Annotated in this window: 16 protein-coding genes and 1 riboswitch; of the genes, 13 read left to right on the top strand and 3 right to left on the bottom strand. The window is 38.5% G+C overall.

Annotation, left to right across the window (positions count from 1 at the left end; translation table 11 throughout):
- Positions 1–88: 88 nt before the first annotated feature.
- The 5 genes from HU823_RS05165 to HU823_RS05145 all read left to right on the top strand — a co-directional run bounded on the left by HU823_RS05165 (position 89) and on the right by HU823_RS05145 (position 7,811).
- Positions 89–1,456 (top strand): sigma-54 interaction domain-containing protein, encoded by a 1,368-nt coding sequence (locus HU823_RS05165; protein ID WP_197221318.1) that lies wholly within the window; start codon positions 89–91, stop codon positions 1,454–1,456.
- Positions 1,457–1,942: 486 nt separating this feature from the next.
- Positions 1,943–3,337 carry a GntP family permease gene (locus HU823_RS05160; RefSeq protein WP_144698950.1) on the top strand — a complete coding sequence of 465 codons (1,395 nt, stop codon included), beginning with the start codon at positions 1,943–1,945 and terminating at the stop codon, positions 3,335–3,337.
- 30 nt (positions 3,338–3,367) lie between these two features.
- Positions 3,368–4,153, top strand: coding sequence for a 3-hydroxybutyrate dehydrogenase (locus HU823_RS05155; protein ID WP_197221317.1), 786 nt, complete (start codon positions 3,368–3,370; stop codon positions 4,151–4,153).
- 57 nt (positions 4,154–4,210) lie between these two features.
- Positions 4,211–4,412, top strand: a riboswitch (cobalamin riboswitch).
- A gap of 131 nt (positions 4,413–4,543) precedes the next feature.
- Positions 4,544–6,769 (top strand): ribonucleoside-diphosphate reductase subunit alpha, encoded by a 2,226-nt coding sequence (locus tag HU823_RS05150; protein ID WP_144698954.1) that lies wholly within the window; start codon positions 4,544–4,546, stop codon positions 6,767–6,769.
- Positions 6,759–7,811, top strand: a complete 1,053-nt coding sequence (locus tag HU823_RS05145; protein ID WP_144698956.1) for a ribonucleotide-diphosphate reductase subunit beta — start codon at positions 6,759–6,761, stop codon at positions 7,809–7,811. Before HU823_RS05150 ends, HU823_RS05145 begins: the two co-directional genes overlap by 11 nt.
- Positions 7,812–7,870: 59 nt before the next feature.
- Here HU823_RS05145 and comER read toward each other — a convergent pair whose 3' ends face one another.
- Complete coding sequence (comER, locus tag HU823_RS05140; protein ID WP_137788823.1) at positions 7,871–8,707, bottom strand: late competence protein ComER; 837 nt, start codon at positions 8,705–8,707, stop codon at positions 7,871–7,873.
- Positions 8,708–8,799: 92 nt separating this feature from the next.
- Between comER and HU823_RS05135 the strand changes: the two genes are divergently transcribed.
- The 3 genes from HU823_RS05135 (at position 8,800) to HU823_RS05125 (ending at position 12,257) form a co-directional block, all read left to right on the top strand.
- Positions 8,800–9,441, top strand: coding sequence for a ComEA family DNA-binding protein (locus tag HU823_RS05135; RefSeq protein WP_197221316.1), 642 nt, complete (start codon positions 8,800–8,802; stop codon positions 9,439–9,441).
- 69 nt (positions 9,442–9,510) lie between these two features.
- Entirely contained in the window at positions 9,511–9,972 is a 462-nt protein-coding gene (locus tag HU823_RS05130; protein WP_066396327.1) for a ComE operon protein 2, read from the top strand.
- Positions 9,969–12,257, top strand: a complete 2,289-nt coding sequence (locus tag HU823_RS05125) for a DNA internalization-related competence protein ComEC/Rec2 (RefSeq protein WP_231607261.1) — start codon at positions 9,969–9,971, stop codon at positions 12,255–12,257. The genes HU823_RS05130 and HU823_RS05125 overlap by 4 nt, the downstream gene beginning before the upstream one ends.
- A 34-nt stretch (positions 12,258–12,291) precedes the next feature.
- On the opposite strand, the gene HU823_RS05120 is transcribed toward HU823_RS05125, so the two are convergent.
- Entirely contained in the window at positions 12,292–12,423 is a 132-nt protein-coding gene (locus HU823_RS05120; RefSeq protein WP_082820577.1) for a YqzM family protein, read from the bottom strand.
- A 277-nt stretch (positions 12,424–12,700) separates the two neighbouring features.
- On the opposite strand from HU823_RS05120, the gene holA reads away from it, so the two are divergent.
- Positions 12,701–13,735, top strand: a complete 1,035-nt coding sequence (holA, locus tag HU823_RS05115; protein WP_260858501.1) for a DNA polymerase III subunit delta — start codon at positions 12,701–12,703, stop codon at positions 13,733–13,735.
- A gap of 228 nt (positions 13,736–13,963) precedes the next feature.
- Here holA and rpsT read toward each other — a convergent pair whose 3' ends face one another.
- Positions 13,964–14,230: a 30S ribosomal protein S20 gene (gene rpsT / locus HU823_RS05110; protein ID WP_066291124.1), complete on the bottom strand. Its 267-nt coding sequence runs from the start codon at positions 14,228–14,230 to the stop codon at positions 13,964–13,966.
- A 156-nt stretch (positions 14,231–14,386) separates the two neighbouring features.
- Between rpsT and gpr the strand changes: the two genes are divergently transcribed.
- The 4 genes from gpr (at position 14,387) to hemW (ending at position 19,212) form a co-directional block, all read left to right on the top strand.
- A complete protein-coding gene (gene gpr / locus HU823_RS05105; protein ID WP_197221314.1) occupies positions 14,387–15,496 on the top strand; it encodes a GPR endopeptidase in 1,110 nt (369 codons plus the stop codon).
- Between the two features lie 68 nt (positions 15,497–15,564).
- Positions 15,565–15,918: a DUF3679 domain-containing protein gene (locus tag HU823_RS05100; RefSeq protein WP_186320478.1), complete on the top strand. Its 354-nt coding sequence runs from the start codon at positions 15,565–15,567 to the stop codon at positions 15,916–15,918.
- Positions 15,919–16,159: 241 nt separating this feature from the next.
- Entirely contained in the window at positions 16,160–17,995 is a 1,836-nt protein-coding gene (gene lepA, locus HU823_RS05095; RefSeq protein WP_231607260.1) for a translation elongation factor 4, read from the top strand.
- A 71-nt stretch (positions 17,996–18,066) separates the two neighbouring features.
- Positions 18,067–19,212, top strand: a complete 1,146-nt coding sequence (gene hemW, locus HU823_RS05090) for a radical SAM family heme chaperone HemW (RefSeq protein ID WP_197221313.1) — start codon at positions 18,067–18,069, stop codon at positions 19,210–19,212.
- Positions 19,213–19,287 lie beyond the last annotated feature (75 nt).

Genomic DNA, 19,287 nt, shown 5'->3' with positions numbered 1-19,287 from the left:
GGCAGCCTATGTGCTGTCTTTTTGATTAGGAAGCGTTACAATTACACTTAAGATTTAATACTTTTCTATAGAATTAGGTGTGATATACATGTTTGATCAAGATCCATTGTTCAAGAACAATATTCTAGAAACGATCATCGATAGTGCCTACGAGTGGATAGTCGTTGTTGATCACGAAGGAATCGTCAGATACATGAATAAAACGTACTGCGAGTTTCTTGGCGAAAATCCTAAAGAAGTAATAGGAAAGCATGTTACAAAGGTAATTGAAAATACAAAAATGCACAAAGACGTATTACAAGGAAAAGTTGAGATTGCAGACCTTCAGTTCATTAGAGGCAACTACATGATCGCAAACCGCATTCCTATCCTAAACGAAGGAAAAGTGATAGGAGCTGTTGGTACAGTCATATTTAGAGATACAGAGCAATGGAAAAAGATGAACTCTCACATAAAAGCCCTTCTTCACGAACTCAGTTTTTACAAAAAAGAGTGGGAAGAAATTAATGGTGCTTCCTATACATTGAATGATTTTGCAGGGACATCAAGAGAAGTCCAAAAAGTAAAGAAGCATGTGAAAAATATTGCCAGTGGAGATCTATCGGTGTTGATTCGCGGGGAGAGCGGAACAGGAAAAGAGTTACTGGCTCATAGCATTCATCAATTGAGTGAAAGAAGTGGAAAGCCCTTTATCAAATTAAATTGTGGAGCGGTTCCTGAGCACTTGTTTGAATCAGAACTGTTCGGTTATTCTGAAGGAGCATTTACTGGAGCTAAAAAGGGCGGTAAATTAGGTAAGTTTCAGCTTGCAGACGGTGGCACATTGTTCTTGGACGAAATTGGGGATCTTCCTCAAAGTATGCAAATAAAATTGCTGCGTGTTCTTCAAGAAAAGGAAGTAGAGCCAGTAGGTTCAGTATATACTCAAAAAGTAAATGTTCGAGTGATTGCGGCTACAAACCGTCCTTTAGAAAGCTTAATCAATGAAAATAAGTTTCGCGAAGATTTGTTCTATCGTATAAATGTTCTCCAAATTCAAATCCCGCCACTTCGTGAGAGGAAAGAAGATATATGGCCTCTCGCAGAAAATTTTATCCGATTGAACTGTGCTGAAACAGGTAAAAGAATCCTTAGTATCGATGATGATGTTAAAGAAGCATTCTTAGCTTACAGCTGGCCGGGTAATGCGAGAGAACTTAAGAATTTTGTAGAAGCAGCCATCCAGCTTACACATAGTGACAGATTATCGTTAGATGTCTTTCCTGATTTTTTAAAAGAAAAACTCGGGATTAATAAAAAACAGAGGACCCTTAAAGAACACGTTCAAGAAACTGAAAAAAATGTGATTTCTTACTACTTGGAGACGATGGATGGGGATATTATGCGTGTTGCCAAACATCTAGGAATCGGAAAAACGAACCTGTATGATAAGATCAAAAAATATAACATTCGTTAATCAGCTCAGCTTTTCCGAAAAACCGGAATCAACTTCCGATTTTTCGGAATGCTTCATTTTGTTAATTAAAGTCGGACTTACCAATAACACTTTGTTTTATTTTTATTTTTATCATTAAAAAGCGGAAGTATTTTTGTTTTTTTGTTCCGTTTTTCCGGAAAGGTATAATTGGTGCAACTAGTTTCACTCTAGGTATTTTGATTTTTAATCTTTAGTATTTTCTTCTTGACTGTTGATTGAAATATAAGCTGCGAGACTCTTGGTTAGGACAGGAAGTCCTTAAAGTGGAAGTCGGAAAGTGAGCATCTAAAACGGAAATCAACTACTAACAAAAAAGAACAAAGGTTACGAAACAGCCTAGCGTTATTAAAGTTGGCATGAAACTTGCAAATGAAATACAGGTGTAATTGGTATGGAAAGGTGATGATGCTAAAAAAATGAAAGCGCTTCAAAAATGTTAAATTGATAGAATGGGGGAACTTGAAAATGGACATTATTATTATTTTATTAGCTTTATTCTTTTTAATGTTCGTAGCTTACAGAGGATTCAGCGTTATTTTATTCGCGCCTATCGCCGCATTGTTTGCTGTATTGCTTACTGAACCTGGTCACGTATTGCCTTTCTTCTCTGGAGTATTTATGGAGAAGATGGTAGGCTTCATTAAACTATATTTCCCGGTCTTCTTACTAGGAGCGATATTCGGAAAAGTTATCGAAATGTCAGGCTTTGCAAAATCAATCACGCAGTTTGTCATCAAACTGATCGGACCTGCTAGAGCGATGCTTGCGATCGTACTTGTTGGGGCAATTTTGACTTATGGCGGGGTGTCATTATTTGTTGTTGCTTTTGCACTCTACCCGTTTGCATCTGAACTTTTTAAACTTGCTGATATTCCTAAAAGACTCATACCGGGTACGATTGCGTTAGGTGCTTTTACGTTTACGATGGATGCTTTTCCAGGGAGTCCTCAGATTCAAAATATAATTCCCACATCTTTCTTCGGAACAACAACATGGGCTGCACCATGGCTCGGGTTTATCGGAGGAATGTTTGTTTTCATCTTGGGTATGATCTACCTTGAGTGGAGACGTAGACAAGCGGCGGCAAAAGGTGAAGGATACGGAACAGGTCATACGAATGAGCCTGAAAAGCTGGATTCTGAAAATTTACCAAATGCTTTTATAGCGATACTTCCGCTTATTTTAGTAGGAGTTTTCAATAAATGGTTCACCGTCCTAATTCCTCAGTATTACGGTAAGACCTTTGATTTTTCTGCTATTGGCATGAAGAACGTGCCCGAAATTCAGATCCCGTCACTTGCTGCTGTATGGGCAGTTGAAGGAGCCTTGATCATTGGAATCGTTACCGTTCTGTTGTTCTCTTTCAAAAGAATTAAAAACAATTTCAATAAAGGAATTAATCTATCCATAGGCGGAGCGTTACTTGCAACATTAAATACAGCATCAGAGTATGGATTTGGTGGTGTAATTGCAGCACTTCCTGGCTTTACTGCAGTAAACTCTGCAATGTCAAATACGATTAAAGACCCGTTGATCAATGAAGCGGTTACGACTACAACGTTAGCAGGTATTACTGGATCGGCGTCTGGCGGGATGAGTATAGCACTCGCAACCATGAGTGAAACGTATATCGCACAAGCAGATAAACTAGGAATTGATACAGAAGTGCTTCACCGTGTTGCTTCAATGGCGAGTGGTGGAATGGATACACTCCCTCACAACGGTGCTGTTATTACTCTGTTAGCCGTTACAGGTTTGACTCATAAACAAGCGTATATCGATATTTTTGCGATGACGATCATTAAAACGGTCGCCGTGTTTGTAATTATTGGTTTGTATTATGGATTTGGTATTGTTTAAACCATTTTTCTAAAAAGGAGTAATTATTCCATGAGAGCGTTTGTTGAGGGGAAAGTTGTTTTTATTACGGGAGCAGCCAGTGGAATCGGTTTGCAGTTAGCAAAGGCTTTTGCTGAACAAGGTGCAAAAGTTGTGATCAGTGATTTGAATGATGAGAAGGCAAAGGAATCTGCACAACTGTTAGCTCAAGATGGTCTTGAAGCAATCGGACTTGGCTGTAATGTGACCGAGGAAGAAGATATAATAAAAGCGTTGAACGAAACACTGAAATATTTCGGACGCATTGATGTCCTCGTCAATAATGCAGGATTGCAGTATGTATCTCCACTTGAAGAATTCCCGACTGAGAAATTCCAGCAATTGATCAGTGTAATGCTTACGGCTCCATTTATTGCAACGAAACATGTATTTCCTATCATGAAGCAACAAGGATTCGGACGCATCATCAACATGGCGTCCATTAATGGGCTTGTAGGTTTTGCGGGGAAATCTGCATACAACAGTGCGAAGCATGGAGTTATTGGTCTAACGAAGGTGGCTGCCTTAGAAGGTGCACCTTATGGAATAACGGTAAATGCGGTTTGTCCGGGATATGTTGACACACCTCTTGTAAGAGGGCAATTAGAAGATCTGGCTAAAACGAGGAACGTAGAGTTAGAAAAAGTTTTGGAAGAAGTTATCTATCCTCTAGTTCCACAAAAAAGATTGTTAGATGTTCAGGAAATTGCAGATTATACACTCTTTCTTTCAAGTGAAAATGCGAAAGGTGTTACAGGGCAAGCGATTGTGATCGACGGTGGATATGTCGCACAATAAACGATAGATAATTTATTGACATTCACTATATTTAGTGTCAAAGTATATAGTACAAACCTATATATGGAGAATTCAGGTGCCGGATTATCCGGCTTAAAAGGGAATTCGGTGCAATGCCGAAGCTGTCCCCGCAACTGTAATTGTGGACGAAATGGAATAGCCACTGTACAGATTAGTTATTTATAATGACTGCTGTATGGGAAGGCCCAAAGTAGGGAGAAGCAAAAGCCAGTAGACCTGCCTGAAGACTCCTATTTTCTTTTCCTCGGGGATTGGGAGAAAGAACTGCGGCTATTTTATACGGACGTTCGTCTGGCAAAAAACACGTGATTCTTTCACCCTCTTCCTAATGGAAGAGGGTTTTTATTATGACTAAGGAGTGTATTAACTATGAAAATGACAACTGAAAACTCTTTACTCGGGGAGTGGTTGAGGAGTTGTGTCAAAAATTTCCCGAACATACAAGCTGAAAACTTTTTAAGAAATGCCGAGAAATTGGAAAGTCATACACAAGAACCCAGCTCACTTTATAGACAGTTGATCATGGAGGCATTAAATGGACTAAATGCAGAGAACCCACAGTGGACGTTTGTAGCTTCAGAGATCTATTTGAGGCAATTATATGAAGAAGTGATGATTAATCGAATGGAGACAGAAAATCTGCCATATACAAACTTCTATGGATTGGTTACAAAGTTAGTAAGTATGAATATCTATGATGATACCATTCTATCAGCATACTCAAAGGAAGATTTGAAGAAAGCTGAACATATGATCGATCCATCTAGAGATAAGCTTTTTACATACATCGGACTTAAAACGCTCGCTGATAGATATTTGGCAAAAGGATTCAATCATGAAATCTATGAATTGCCACAAGAGCGTTGGATGATGATCGCATTGTTTTTAATGAGAGACGAGAATCCAACGAATAGACTTCAATTAGTCGAAGAAGCATACTGGGCGCTCTCGAACCTTTATATGACGGTTGCCACTCCTACTTTAGCGAATGCGGGCAAGAGTTATGGTCAGCTTAGTTCTTGTTTTATTGATACGATCGACGATAGTTTAAGAGGGATCTTTGATTCTAATACAGATGCAGCAACTGTTTCCAAAGGTGGCGGCGGACTTGGTATCTATCTCGGTAAGATTAGGGCTAGAGGTTCCGACATTAAAGGATTCAAAGGAAACTCATCAGGTGTAATACCGTGGATGAAGCAATTGAATAACACGGCCGTTTCTGTAGATCAGCTAGGACAGAGGCAAGGAGCGATAGCAGTCTACCTGGATATTTGGCATAAAGACATCTTGGAGTTTTTAGATGCAAAGTTAAACAATGGTGATGAACGAATGAGAACACATGACCTATTTACTGGTGTGTGTCTGCCAGATCTTTTCATGGAACTCGTGGAAAAACGCGAGGATTGGTATCTGTTCGATCCTCATGAAGTAAGAAAAATTAAAGGCTATTCGTTAGAAGATTTCTATGATGAAACGGTTGGATCAGGAAGCTTTAGAGAGAGATATAGAGATTGTGTAGAAGATGAGAGACTTTCAAAAAAGTGTGTTCCTGCTATTGAGATTATGAAACGGATCATGAAGTCGCAACTTGAAACGGGAACACCGTTCATGTTTTATCGAGATACTGTAAACCGGTTAAATCCTAATTCTCACAAAGGGATGGTCTATGCTTCTAACCTGTGCACAGAGATCATGCAAAATATGTCTGCAACAGTTGTCACGTCAGAGGAAGCAGAAAACGGAGAGATCGTTATCAGAAAAACACCAGGAGATTTTGTTGTTTGTAACCTATCCTCTCTTTCACTGGCAAAAGTAATCAGTGATCATGTACTTAAAAGAGTTATCGATATCCAGATCCGAATGCTCGATAACGTTATTGATCTAAATCGCATTGATGTACCTCAAGCAGAACTTACGAACAAGAAATATCGTGCGGTAGGTGTAGGTACGTTTGGATGGCACCACCTTTTAGCGAAAGAGGGAATCAAGTGGGAAAGTGAAGAAGCGGTTTCGTATGCTGATAACCTTTATGAAATGATTAATTATCATGTAATCAATGCTAGTTGTGAGCTTGCGAAAGAAAAGGGAAGATATCCGGCATTTTCAGGTTCAGATTGGGAGACCGGAAACTACTTTTCGAAGCGTAACTATTTCTCTGAAGAGTGGAAGAGTTTAAAAGAAAGAGTCAATATGCACGGTCTAAGGAATGGATACCTTATTGCGGTTGCACCGAATTCATCTACGTCGATCATCGCAAATTCGACACCGAGTGTGGATCCAATATTTAAAAAATTCTATTCTGAAGAAAAAAAGAATTACAAAATACCTGTAACGGCACCTGACTTAAATGCAGACACAACTTGGTTCTATAAATCTGCGTTCTTAATCGATCAAACATGGAGTATTGAACAGAACGCAGCAAGACAAAGACACGTGGATCAGTCCATTTCGTTTAATCTCTATGTCAATCACAATATTAAAGCAAAAGAATTGTTACACCTTCATATGCTTAGCTTTAAAAAAGGCTTGAAGACTACCTATTATACCCGATCTACGTCGATTGAGTTAGAAGGGTGTGAAAGCTGTGAAAGTTAAAGAGGTTGAACAACTCAAAGAGAGAAAAATCTATGATGTGGAAGCTCCTAACCGATCTACAGGAATAATCAACGGTAAGAGTTCAAATATATTAAACTGGGACGATGTGAGATATAAGTGGGCTTATCCTTTATATAAAAACATGTTGGCTAATTTTTGGACGCCATTTGAGATCAACATGTCGAGTGACAGCAAGCAATATGTTAACTTGAGTGAAAAAGAACAAGATACTTTTAATAAGATTATTGGTTTATTGGCGTTCTTAGATAGTGTTCAAACAGATTATTCGAGCAAGGTTGCAGCGTATTTAACAGATTCAAGTCTTGCTGCGCTCATGGCCACTCTATCGTTTCAAGAAGTCGTTCATAATCAGTCGTACTCGTACGTGTTGTCTTCCTTGGTACCGAAGTCCAAGCAGGATGAAATATTCGAATACTGGAAAACGGATGAGGTGCTAAGAGAGAGGAATGATTTCATTGTAGAAGGGTATCAGGAATTTCTTCAAAATCCTACCCCTCAATCCTTTTTGAAATCTATTATTTACGACGTGATTCTTGAAGGGTTGAATTTTTATTCTGGTTTCAGCTTCTTCTATAATTTAGCCAGAAATCAAAAGATGGTCTCAACCTCAACGATGATCAACTATATTAATCGAGATGAGCAGCTGCATGTGTATCTGTTTACTCAAATTTTCAAGGCTGTAATTGAAGATGATCCACATTTAAGAGATGAAGAGCTAGAGAGGTTTGCGAAAAACACGTTTCAGCGAGCCGCGGAGCTCGAGATCAAATGGAGTAAATATATAATAGGAAATTCATTTGAGGGCATCCATGAATCTGATCTAGAAGCTTATATTAAATTCATGGCTAATAAACGATTGAACGAATTAGGCTTTAACAAGCTATACCCAAATCACAATAAGAATCCACTTCCTTGGATAAAGGCATATTCTGATGTGAATTCAGGAAAAAGTGATTTTTTTGAGCAGAAATCGAGACAATACACGAAAGTTTCTGATGAAAACGGGTTCGATGAACTATAGAAAGCCGGGATTTAGATCCCGGCTTTCTTTTTTTAGATGTTTTATAATGACGATAGAAATTACTTAAGTTCTTCTTTCACTTCAAACTGTTGACTTACTTTGTCGCATTCTTCATGATATTTTTCATGTGTACGCTTTATGACATGGTCGAATACTTCATCTACCTCATTACTCAGAATCTTAATACCCTCTCCTGTGATACCACCCTTTACACATACCTTCTGAATGAGTGTTGGTAATGTATAGATATCTTTTTCAAGTAGTTTTCCCATTCCGATGATCATATCGCTTGCGAGTTGGGTTGCCTGTGCTTTTGTGATATCGGTCTGATCGACTGCTGAATTAATAAAGCATTGCAGAACATAACCGATAAATGCAGGACCGCAACTTGCAATATCAGAAGAGATTCTCGTGATGTTTTCATCGATAACGAGTGGTGTAGAAATATAGCTCATCAAAGATAACAGCTTCTCTTTGTAATCAGGGTGACACCTTTTGCCGAACGATACAAGAGATGATCCGGCTAGTGCCCGGTTATTTATGCTCGGGATAGCTCTTGCAATATTGCAATCTAGCAGATCTTCCAACTGTTCACAGGAAATAGGACTCGTAATAGAAACGAGCAGTTGATGTTTAGAGATAGAATTTTTATTGCTAGAAAGCAACGAATAAAACTCGTGTGGTTTCACACATATGAACACAATCTCAGCGAAACGAAAAACCTCTTCAGGATTATTCCCAACCTTCATTTTCGGATAGGCATTCTGCAGCCTCTCCGCTTTTGACAATGTACGGTTAGTGACCATGAGCCTTGATGGCTGAATGGCTGAAGATTCGATAAAAGAAGAAGCAAGAACGCTTCCCATATTTCCGGTTCCGATAATTCCAACCTTCATATCTGAACCTCCTTCCTCTACGTTCAAATTTATGCACGTTGTTTATCAAATATGTTTTTTGCAAGTTCAAGCCTATTTAAGAAGGTGAATTTATGGAAAAGTATAAGCAGCATATGAGCTGGTTCATTGGCGGTGGCATATTTTTGATCCTTGTAATTATTGTATCTCTAATGAATTATTTTCAAAGTGAACCAAATATGCCTACTACCTCACAAATACCTAAACAAATAGAACCGAAAACGCCGATTCCCACCGATAAGCCTAAGCGTAATAGTAAGGATATCAACGAAGAAAAGAATGAAATTATGGTTGATGTACAAGGAAGTGTAACGCGTCCAGGAGTTTACGAGTTGAAAGAAGGAGACCGCGTGTTACATGCCATACGGATGGCAGGGGGCTTTACAGATGGAGCTGAAGTTCATTCTGTTAACCAAGCGTTAAAAATAACTGATGAGATGATCGTATATGTTGCTGAGAAAGGTGAAAAGTTTGAATTGAATCTTGCATCCGCATCAAGTAAGCCAGCGGACGAAAAAACCACACTAATTAACATTAACTCTGCGGATGAAACAGTGCTCCAAACGTTAAACGGAGTGGGTCCTGCGAAAGCTCAAAGCATTATTTCCTATCGCGAAGAGAATGGTCCGTTCACTTCTTTTGAACAGTTATTAGAAGTAAGAGGAATCGGAGAAAAGACCATTGAACAATGGAAAGATCAAATTAGCTTTGAGTGAGAGTTTTTATTGATTCTTTAATAGACGGATACTACACTAGGGTTATAGAAATAGAGGAGGCGGTTAGCGTTGCAGCGAATATCGTGGAACGAATATTATATGGCACAAAGCCAATTGCTTGCCCTAAGAAGTACATGCACTAGATTAGCTGTAGGGGCAACAATAGTAAGAGATAAACGCATTATCGCTGGAGGTTATAATGGCTCGATCTCCGGTGGTGTTCATTGTATTGATGAAGGCTGTTATGTAATCGATGGACATTGTGTGAGAACGATTCATGCAGAGATGAATGCACTATTACAATGCGCGAAGTTCGGTGTACCGACAGAAGGTGCTGAAATGTACGTTACCCACTTCCCTTGTCTGCATTGTTGTAGATCGATCATACAAAGCGGTATTAAAAAAATCTATTATGGTCAGGATTATAAAAATCATCCATATAGCATTGAACAGTTTAAAGAAGCAGGAGTAATCGTTGAAAAAGTTGAAATGAACTTCTTGCCTTCTACATTTCTTACTCATAAAGCATGAACCCTAGATATGCCGTCTTGAGTGCATGCTCTGCATTCTATGGGCTATGGCTATTTCAGCATTTTTCGATAACCGGGATAGTATTACTGGCTATCCTGGTTATCGTTAATGTTGTACAGCTCAAAAAAAAATCAGTTTATGTCCTCGTTTTTCTCCCAGTCTTCTTCGTTTATTCTTATTACGATAACACGAATAGTTTCTCAAAGCTTCCACAGGAGCAGATGAAGTTTTCAGGCAAGATAAAATCAATCCCCAACATAGACGGTAACCTATTGAGCTTTGAACTTGTGACGAATGATGAAACAATTATTGTTTACCATAGAATAAAATCCGCAGCCGAACAGGAACAGCTTAAAAAGTTAAGCGTAAATTTTTCATGCGTCTTAGAAGGAAAACTTGAGGAACCCCGGAAAAAAAGCCATTTTTATGGAATGGATTATCAAGAGTATTTAAAGAACAATGATATCTATTGGATTCTCAAAACGATTGAGTTTGGTGTGGATCACTGTGTGAAGTCAAAAAATTTAAGTGTTCACGATCACATAAAAGGTTATAGAAGTAAGAATATTAATGGTTTAGAAAGTCATTTTTCCAATAACACAGCTGGTTTGATGAATGCTCTGCTCTTTGGATATAGAGACGGAATTGAAGCAGAAACACTACACTATTATCAAAGTTTAGGACTGACCCATCTATTGGCCGTATCGGGATTTAATGTTGGAATTGTTACTTACTTTTTATACTTAATCCTTGTTCGAATAGGTGTTATGAAAGAGATAGCTTATGGGTTAATCATCCTTTTTTTGCCGATCTACATTGTTCTAACGGGTGCAGAGAGTTCGATCATACGAGCAGGTATGATGGGGATCATCGTGATACTCGTTATGATGTTAAGAAGAAAAGTGCACCCTGTTACACTGTTGTCAGCTGTATGCATAGGGATGCTATGCTTCAATCCTTCCTTTGCTTTTGATCTTGGGTTTCAACTCTCGTTTTTAATGACCTTCGTATTGATCACTTCTATTCAAGTTCTCAAAAACGCGTCACCTCTCAGATTACTGATTATCACTTCCTTTATCTGTTCCATATTTTCCTTTCCGATCATTCTGTATCATTTCTTTGAATTTTCCTTACTGTCGATTCCCTTTAATGTGTTATACATCCCTTTTGTATCAATGCTGCTGTTTCCCATCTCTTTTATTAGCCTGCTTCTTTCTATATTTGCTCCGAAAGTGATTTTAATCGTTAATGAGCTTATTGAACTCTTATTTTATTTTTCTGTCGTGTTTATGGAAAAAACACAATTTCTCAAAATGGCAGTTGTTTTCGGAAGACCGGCAGAATGGATATTCATCCTTTATTTTGCGGGGATCCTATTCTTTCTTTATAGATGGGAAGTTACTAAACGTATTCACATAGTGATTATAGTGCCATTTCTAATTGTTTGCTTCATCCATTGGGGACTGCCTTATGCGAACCCTAAAGCAACGGTATCTTTTATTAATGTAGGACAAGGAGATAGTATCCTTGTGGAATTACCTTATAGAAAAGCGGTCTATTTGATTGATACTGGTGGTACAGTCTCATTCGAGCAAGAAGATTGGGAAAAAAGAGAAGAAGAATATGACGTTACAAAAGAAGTCGTGCTTCCTTTCTTAAAAGCAAAAGGAATTCGCCATGTAGATGGGTTAATCATTACTCATGGAGATACGGATCATGCTGGAGGAGGAGAGTTTTTGCTTGAAAATATAAAGGTGAGCAATGTTTTTCTGCCTAATAAACAAAAAGGCAATAACCTTGAGACGCTTATCGAGACTACAGCAGCCAAGAAAAACATAAATGTGGTGAAGTTAGGTAAGGGAATGCAATGGGAATCAACTCACTCCTTATTTTTCGTTCTGCATCCAGGATCTAAAGAAAGTACCTCAAATAATAATTCTATCGTTCTTTGGCTAAAGATCTACGATCGTACTTTTTTACTAACGGGTGATATTGAAGCTGAAGCTGAAACTGAGATCACGAACAGTTTTCCAAGAATAAAAACGGATGTTCTTAAAGTTGGTCACCACGGAAGTGAAACATCTTCAACTGCTTCTTTTTTAGACAGCGTCTCTCCACGTTATGGAATTATCTCAGCCGGCGAGAATAATTTATATGGCCATCCAGCACTAGATGTTTTGAAAAGATTAAGAGAAAGAGGTATTGCTATTTATCGGACAGATGAACATGGGGATGTTTCAGTAGTGGTAGACAAAAAGAGGTTAAAAGTTAGAACAGCAAAATAAAAAAGGACCGAATAAATTCGGTCTTTTTTATGTATTATGCGATTGCTTTTAGAATGACCCCGATAGCGAAGATTACCGTAAAAAATCCAAACGATACAACAAACCCCATACCGGAATCAATAAGGTCGTTACGCTTACTCTGTACATCTTTTTCGAAATGATTCATGTGACAACCCTCCTAATCCATCCTTAGTATACGTTATCATTTTTAAAAAATCCATACTGAAAATGCTTTCTTTCACGTGTTTTATCTAAAACTTACCAAAGATGAGATTCATTGTCACCAATATTCTTAAAATGCATAGGATATCCTATTAAAGCTAACCTTAAACGATTATATCGTTTTGGTGTTAGTGTTTATCATAAATGAAGGAACAGACATATGCGCTGTTCCTTCTTTTGCTTGCAAATGCACTTAGTTCCTCATAGGATAAGAGGTAGAGGTGAAAAAGGTGCTCACAGTAGAAACATTAAAAAAGAAGATTAAGAACGGTGAATCATCCCCAATCTATCTGATTTGGGGCACAGAAATATATTTAGCAGAAGAAGCGATACAAACTATATCTGGACTTTTGTCTCCCGACGAAAAGGACTTTAACTTAAGTGTACATAATCTGGATGAAACCTCGATTCAAGAGATAATGGAAGACGCAGAAACGATGCCCTTTTTGGGAGATCGCCGCGTCGTGGTTATAAAAAATGCAGCGTTCTTAACAGCTGCCAAAGAAAAATCAAAGATTGAACACGACTTCAAAGTATTTGAACAGTACATACAAAATCCGGCAGATTATACAACGTTAGTCATCGTAGTTCCTCATGAAAAATTAGATGAACGCAAGAAAATAGTAAAATTGGTTAAAACACAATCTGAAATGATTCAGGTTTCAGAACTAAGTAACGATACTGCTGAAAAATGGCTTCAAAAAGAAGCTGCGAATCAAGAGGTATCCATCGATGGAGAAGCGATACAATTGCTTCTTTCAAGACTAGGTACACGCATGGCAGTATTGGCAAAAGAAATGGAAAAAATGGCTCTCTTTGTAGGTGAAGAAGGAGTTATTACGAAGGAGACCGTGGATTCATTAGTAGCAAGAACTCTTGAGGATGATGTCTTTGCATTAGTTGATCATGTGGTGCATAAAAGAACAGAATTCGCTCTTAGAAGTTTTTATGATCTAATGAAACAAAATCAAGAGCCGATTCAGATCCACGCTTTGATCACGAGACAATTTCGAATGATTAATGGCGTAAAAGAGTTGCAGAAGAAAGGTTACGGAGAAAAGCAAATCGCTTCTTCTCTAAAACTGCATCCTTACGCGGTAAAACTTGCTGCAAAACATGCAAATCGATTTGATGAAGTTTTTCTTAGGAACTGTCTAAATGAATTTGCAGAAACAGATTATAAGTTAAAAACCGGCCAAATGGACAAAACGCTTTTGCTGGAGTTGGAGATCGTTAAACTCTCTCAAGGCTCATAAGTCTAAGTCAAACCTCTTTTCATACGTTGAAAAGGGTTTTTTTGTGCTCATTGTCAAAAAAAATGAGGATGATGGTTTGTCTAGGTATGACGACTCGCCGAATTTAATTCAAAAACATACAAAAATCCAGCTCTGCTATAAAACTCGAGCTGGATTTTTAGCATTTTTGAGCAAAATAAAAAAACGACCTATTGGTGTAAGGCCGTTTTTCGGGTTTCATCCTTCAATTTATGCGTTAACACCGTTTAAAGCCTTAGCAAGACGAGACTTTTGGCGAGAAGCTGCATTTTTGTGGATAAGTCCTTTGTTTGCTGCTTTGTCAATCTTCTTAGAAGCAGTAACAAAAGCTGCTTGAGCACCTTCTGCATTGTTTGAAGCTGCAAGTGCTTCAAAGTTTTTGATAGCAGTACGCATGCCAGACTTTAGTGAAGCGTTGTGTGCACGACGCTTTTCGTTAGTTTTTACACGTTTAATCGCTGATTTAATATTAGCCAATCCATTCACCTCCCTAAATGAACCATGAGCAACAAAATTACTTTCCGTTGCAAAAAATAGGACACAAAGTATTCTATCAAAATCGCCCCCTAAATGCAATACAAGAATGAAAAGGAAGAGTTGCGGCAAAAATAATACAAAGGAAGGTGGTAGATTATGGGTAAGGATTTGGACCTGTCAGCCTATTCAGTTCGAACAGATCTGGCTATAGAAGCGCACGATATGCTGCTAAAAGAAGATGAGGTTGTAAATAAAAGCACGCTTGAAGGTGTCATTATACATGAAAAAGATAGAGATGGAATTAAGATTGTCAGAGTAGAGATCGATGAAAAGGGTGCAGAGACTACCGGGAAAAAAGCAGGCGTGTATGTCACTTTTGAGGTTCAAGGAATTCGTGAAAAAGATTCGAAGCTTCAAGAACGCGTACAAGAAGTTTTTGCACATGATTTTAATCATTTCTTAAAAGAACAAGGAATTAAGCAGGATGATACTTGTCTCGTTGTAGGGTTAGGTAACTGGAATGTTACACCAGATTCTCTAGGACCATTAGTTGTAGAGAATTTGACTATCACAAAGCATCTGTTCGAGTTAGCTCCTGAAAATGTTGAAGAAGGGTTTAGGCCAGTTTGTGCGATTTCACCAGGAGTTATGGGCATTACAGGGATAGAGACGAGTGATATCATCGATGGCATCGTGAAAAAGGCGAATCCAGATTTCGTTATAGCGATTGATGCTTTAGCATCTCGTTCGATCGAAAGGGTGAATGCTACGATTCAAGTTTCAAATACAGGTATCCATCCGGGGTCTGGGGTTGGAAACAAACGTAAAGAACTTAGTAAAGAAACGTTAGGGATTCCAGTTATCTCTATCGGAATCCCTACGGTAGTTGATGCGGCTACGATCACCAGTGATACGATTGATTTTATTCTAAAGCACTTTGGACGTGAGATGAATGAGAAGGATAAACCTTCTAAATCACTTTTACCAGCGGGTATGACGTTCGGGGAAAAGAAAGTCCTTACAGATGATGATCTACCTGACGAGAGTCATCGTAAATCGTTCTTAGGAATCGTTGGTGTCTTAGAAGAAGATGAAAAGCTGCGATTGATCCGAGAAGTGCTAGCTCCTATTGGTCATAACTTGATGGTTACACCGAAAGAGGTGGATGTGTTTATTGAAGATATGGCTAATGTTTTGGCGAACGGTTTGAACACAGCTCTTCATGGCGGCATCGATCAAGGAAATACTTCTTCTTACACACATTAAGTTGTAGTCATGTTTGGACAAGCTTGTGCATAAATTTAAATCGTATATCCCCGCGTGGAGGAATGATCATGACAAAATTTATGTTAAAGTGTTTCGGACTAGTAACTATTCTTTTATTTGGGGTTTTATTTGGTATTCAAAAAGCACAGGTTGAGATGGATGATCTAAAAGGCTCTTCACAAGAAAGTGTTGAGTCTATCACCAGTCCTGGGATCAAACAAGAAGAAACGGAAAAGAACCCTGCTTCAATTACAAGTCATGACATCAAGTCGAAACAAGAAAAGTTAAATAAAATAGATTCGTTCAATGTATTTTCAGCTCTTGGACAAAGACTTACATCTTGGATCTCTTCAGCTTTTGGTGTCATGATCTCTATATTTGGTGTTATTATTAGTGAGATGTTAGCTGTATTCTCACCCTAGAACCATAAAGGATATTATCCTTTCGTGGTTCTTTTTATTTAGGTGACATCCAGCCAAGAATTTAAGAATGAATGAATTTAAGAATTTAATAACATGAACAGAACGAAAAACTAGTAAAGAAGTTACTGCTGACTTAAAACATAGTTTCACCCTATTTTTTAGGTTGTGATTGAAACGGATACTTTGTATTGCTATAATCAAAGCTAGTGACTTTTCCTAAAATTGTAGGAGTGAACGTATAATGAACAGAGAAGAAAAATTAAAAAGACAAGCTAAAATTAGGAATTTCTCCATAATTGCTCATATTGATCATGGAAAATCCACTTTAGCGGACAGAATTTTGGAAGAAACGAGTGCACTAACACAGCGTGAGATGAAAGAGCAGCTGTTAGACTCGATGGATCTTGAACGCGAACGTGGAATAACGATTAAATTAAATGCTGTTCAGCTGCAATATAAAGCTAAAGACGGTGAAATTTATACGTTCCACTTAATTGATACCCCAGGACACGTAGATTTTACATACGAAGTGTCTAGAAGCTTAGCAGCCTGTGAGGGAGCATTGCTTATCGTAGATGCTGCTCAAGGCATCGAAGCACAGACGCTCGCGAACGTGTATCTGGCATTAGAGAACGACCTAGAGATCCTGCCGGTTATCAACAAGATTGATCTTCCGAGTGCAGAGCCTGAACGAGTGCGTCAGGAGATCGAGGATGTTATCGGGTTGGATGCTTCAGAGGCAGTACTTGCTTCAGCAAAAGCAGGTATTGGTATTCAAGATATTCTAGAACAGATCGTAGCAAAAGTTCCGGCACCACCTGGAGATCCAGAAGGACCGCTTAAAGCGCTTATCTTCGACTCTCTTTATGATCCTTATCGAGGGGTCGTTACGTATATTCGTGTGGCAGAAGGAACGGTTAAAGTCGGCGATAAGATTAAGATGATGGCGACAGGGAAAGAATTTGAAGTACTTGAACTTGGGGTGTTTACGCCTAAAGCCGTTCAAAAAGACTTCTTAACGGTTGGAGATGTAGGTTTCCTAACAGCTTCGATCAAAAATGTTGGAGACACACAAGTCGGTGATACGATAACGAGTTCCGTTAAAGGTGCATCTGAGCCTCTACCTGGTTATAGAAAGATGAACCCGATGGTATACTGTGGCCTATATCCAGTAGACACAGCGAAATATAACGATCTTCGCGAAGCGTTAGAACGATTAGTGTTAAATGATTCTGCTCTTCAATATGAGCCTGAAACCTCTCAAGCGCTTGGTTTTGGTTTCCGTTGCGGATTTTTAGGCCTGCTTCACATGGAGATCATTCAAGAGCGTATCGAGCGAGAGTTTAATATTGACTTAATCGCTACAGCTCCGAGTGTTATCTACAATGTTACGATGACAGATGGAGAAAAAATCGTTGTTGATAACCCAGCGAACATGCCAGAAGCACAGAAGATATCTGTTGTGGAAGAACCGTATGTTAAAGCATCTATCATGACACCGAACGATTATGTTGGTACGATTATGGAAATCTGTCAGAAGAAACGCGGTATCTTCATGACGATGGATTATTTAGAAAACAACCGAGTAAATGTTCTTTATGAGATTCCGCTTTCTGAGATCGTGTATGATTTCTTTGATCAGTTAAAATCAAGCACGAAGGGTTACGCATCTCTAGACTACGAATTGATTGGCTATAAGCCATCTAAACTGGTTAAAATGGAAATATTACTAAATAATGAGAAGATCGACGCATTATCGGTAATCGTTCATAAAGATTTTGCATATGAGCGTGGAAAAGTAGTCGTTGAAAAGTTGAAAGAGCTTATTCCTCGTCAACAGTTCGAAGTGCCGATCCAAGCGGCAATCGGACAAAAGATCGTGGCACGTTCAAACATTAAAGCATTACGTAAGAACGTTTTGGCTAAATGTTACGGTGGAGACATCTCACGTAAGCGTAAGCTTTTAGATAAGCAAAAAGAAGGTAAGAAGCGTATGAAGACGATCGGTAGAGTAGACGTTCCTCAAGAAGCGTTCATGGCCGTTCTTCGTATGGATGATACAAATAACAACAAATAAAAGAACTTAAGACCGCGAAGGCAATTCTAGCGGTCTTTCCTAATTTATGAGACAAAAAGGCGGTGAACATCTTGCTTAAAGCTGCATATCTGCATATTCCATTCTGTGTTCAAATTTGTCATTATTGTGATTTTAACAAGATATTTATTCATCAGCAGCCAGTGGATGAATATTTACAATCTATGAAAAAAGAGATGGTCCATACAACGTCCAGGTTCAAGGATTATGAGATGGAAACCATCTTCGTAGGTGGTGGAACGCCAACCTCTTTGAGCGAAAAACAGCTGCAAACGTTTTTGAGTGATGTGAATGAAGTGCTTGGTAACAGATTCCTAAAAGAATTCACTGTTGAAGCGAATCCAGAGCAGACTACTAAAGAAAAAATTGCCGTGTTAAAAGACAATGGAGTTAACAGGCTGAGTGTTGGTGTTCAAGCTTTTCAATCTTCTTTGTTAAAAAAATTAGGAAGAACACATACCAAAGAAGATATCTATTCTACGGTTGCAGAAGCAAAAAAAGCGGGTATCGATAACATGTCGATCGACCTCATGTTTGGGCTGCCAGGCCAAACGATGGATATGTTTAAGGAATCGGTAGATGAAGCATTAGCATTAGATGTTCCTCACATTTCTTCTTATTCGCTGCAGATTGAAAAGAAAACCGTTTTTTATAACTTGGCTCAAAAAGGCAAGCTGATTCTTCCAGAGCAAGAGCTTGAAGCTGCGATGTATGATTATTTGATTGAGGCTCTTGATAAAAAAGGATTCAAACAATATGAGATCAGCAATTTTGCAATTCCGGGGTTTGAGAGCAAGCATAATCTCCAATACTGGAACAATAACGAATATTTCGGCATAGGTGCTGGAGCTCATAGTTACGTAGAAGGTACAAGAAGAAGAAATGCAGGTCCATTAAAACAATATATGAATTTAGTCGAGGAACATGGTTTTCCGTATATCGAAGAACATCAAGTTCCACTATCTGAAAAGATGGAAGAAGAAATGTTCATGGGACTTCGTAAACAGGAAGGTGTTTCTGATGCTACTTTTATGAGTCGATATGGCAGATCCATGTTTGATATATATAAAGAACCTATTCAAAGACTCATTCAAAAGGGTTGGCTACAACAGAGAGAAGACACTCTTCTTTTAACGAAGGATGGAAGACCTTTAGGCAACGAAGTCTTCCAAGAATTTATTGGTGTAGTTTTAGATTGACAACGGAGAGTACCTTTTGGTAACTTATATTATAGATTTAGCACTCGCTCTTCAAGAGTGCTAACAAGTGGGGTG

It is taken from the genome of Fictibacillus sp. 18YEL24 (assembly GCF_015903855.1).
GTDB lineage: Bacteria > Bacillota > Bacilli > Bacillales > Fictibacillaceae > Fictibacillus > Fictibacillus phosphorivorans_C.
This window is presented reverse-complemented; position numbering and strand designations above follow the sequence as displayed.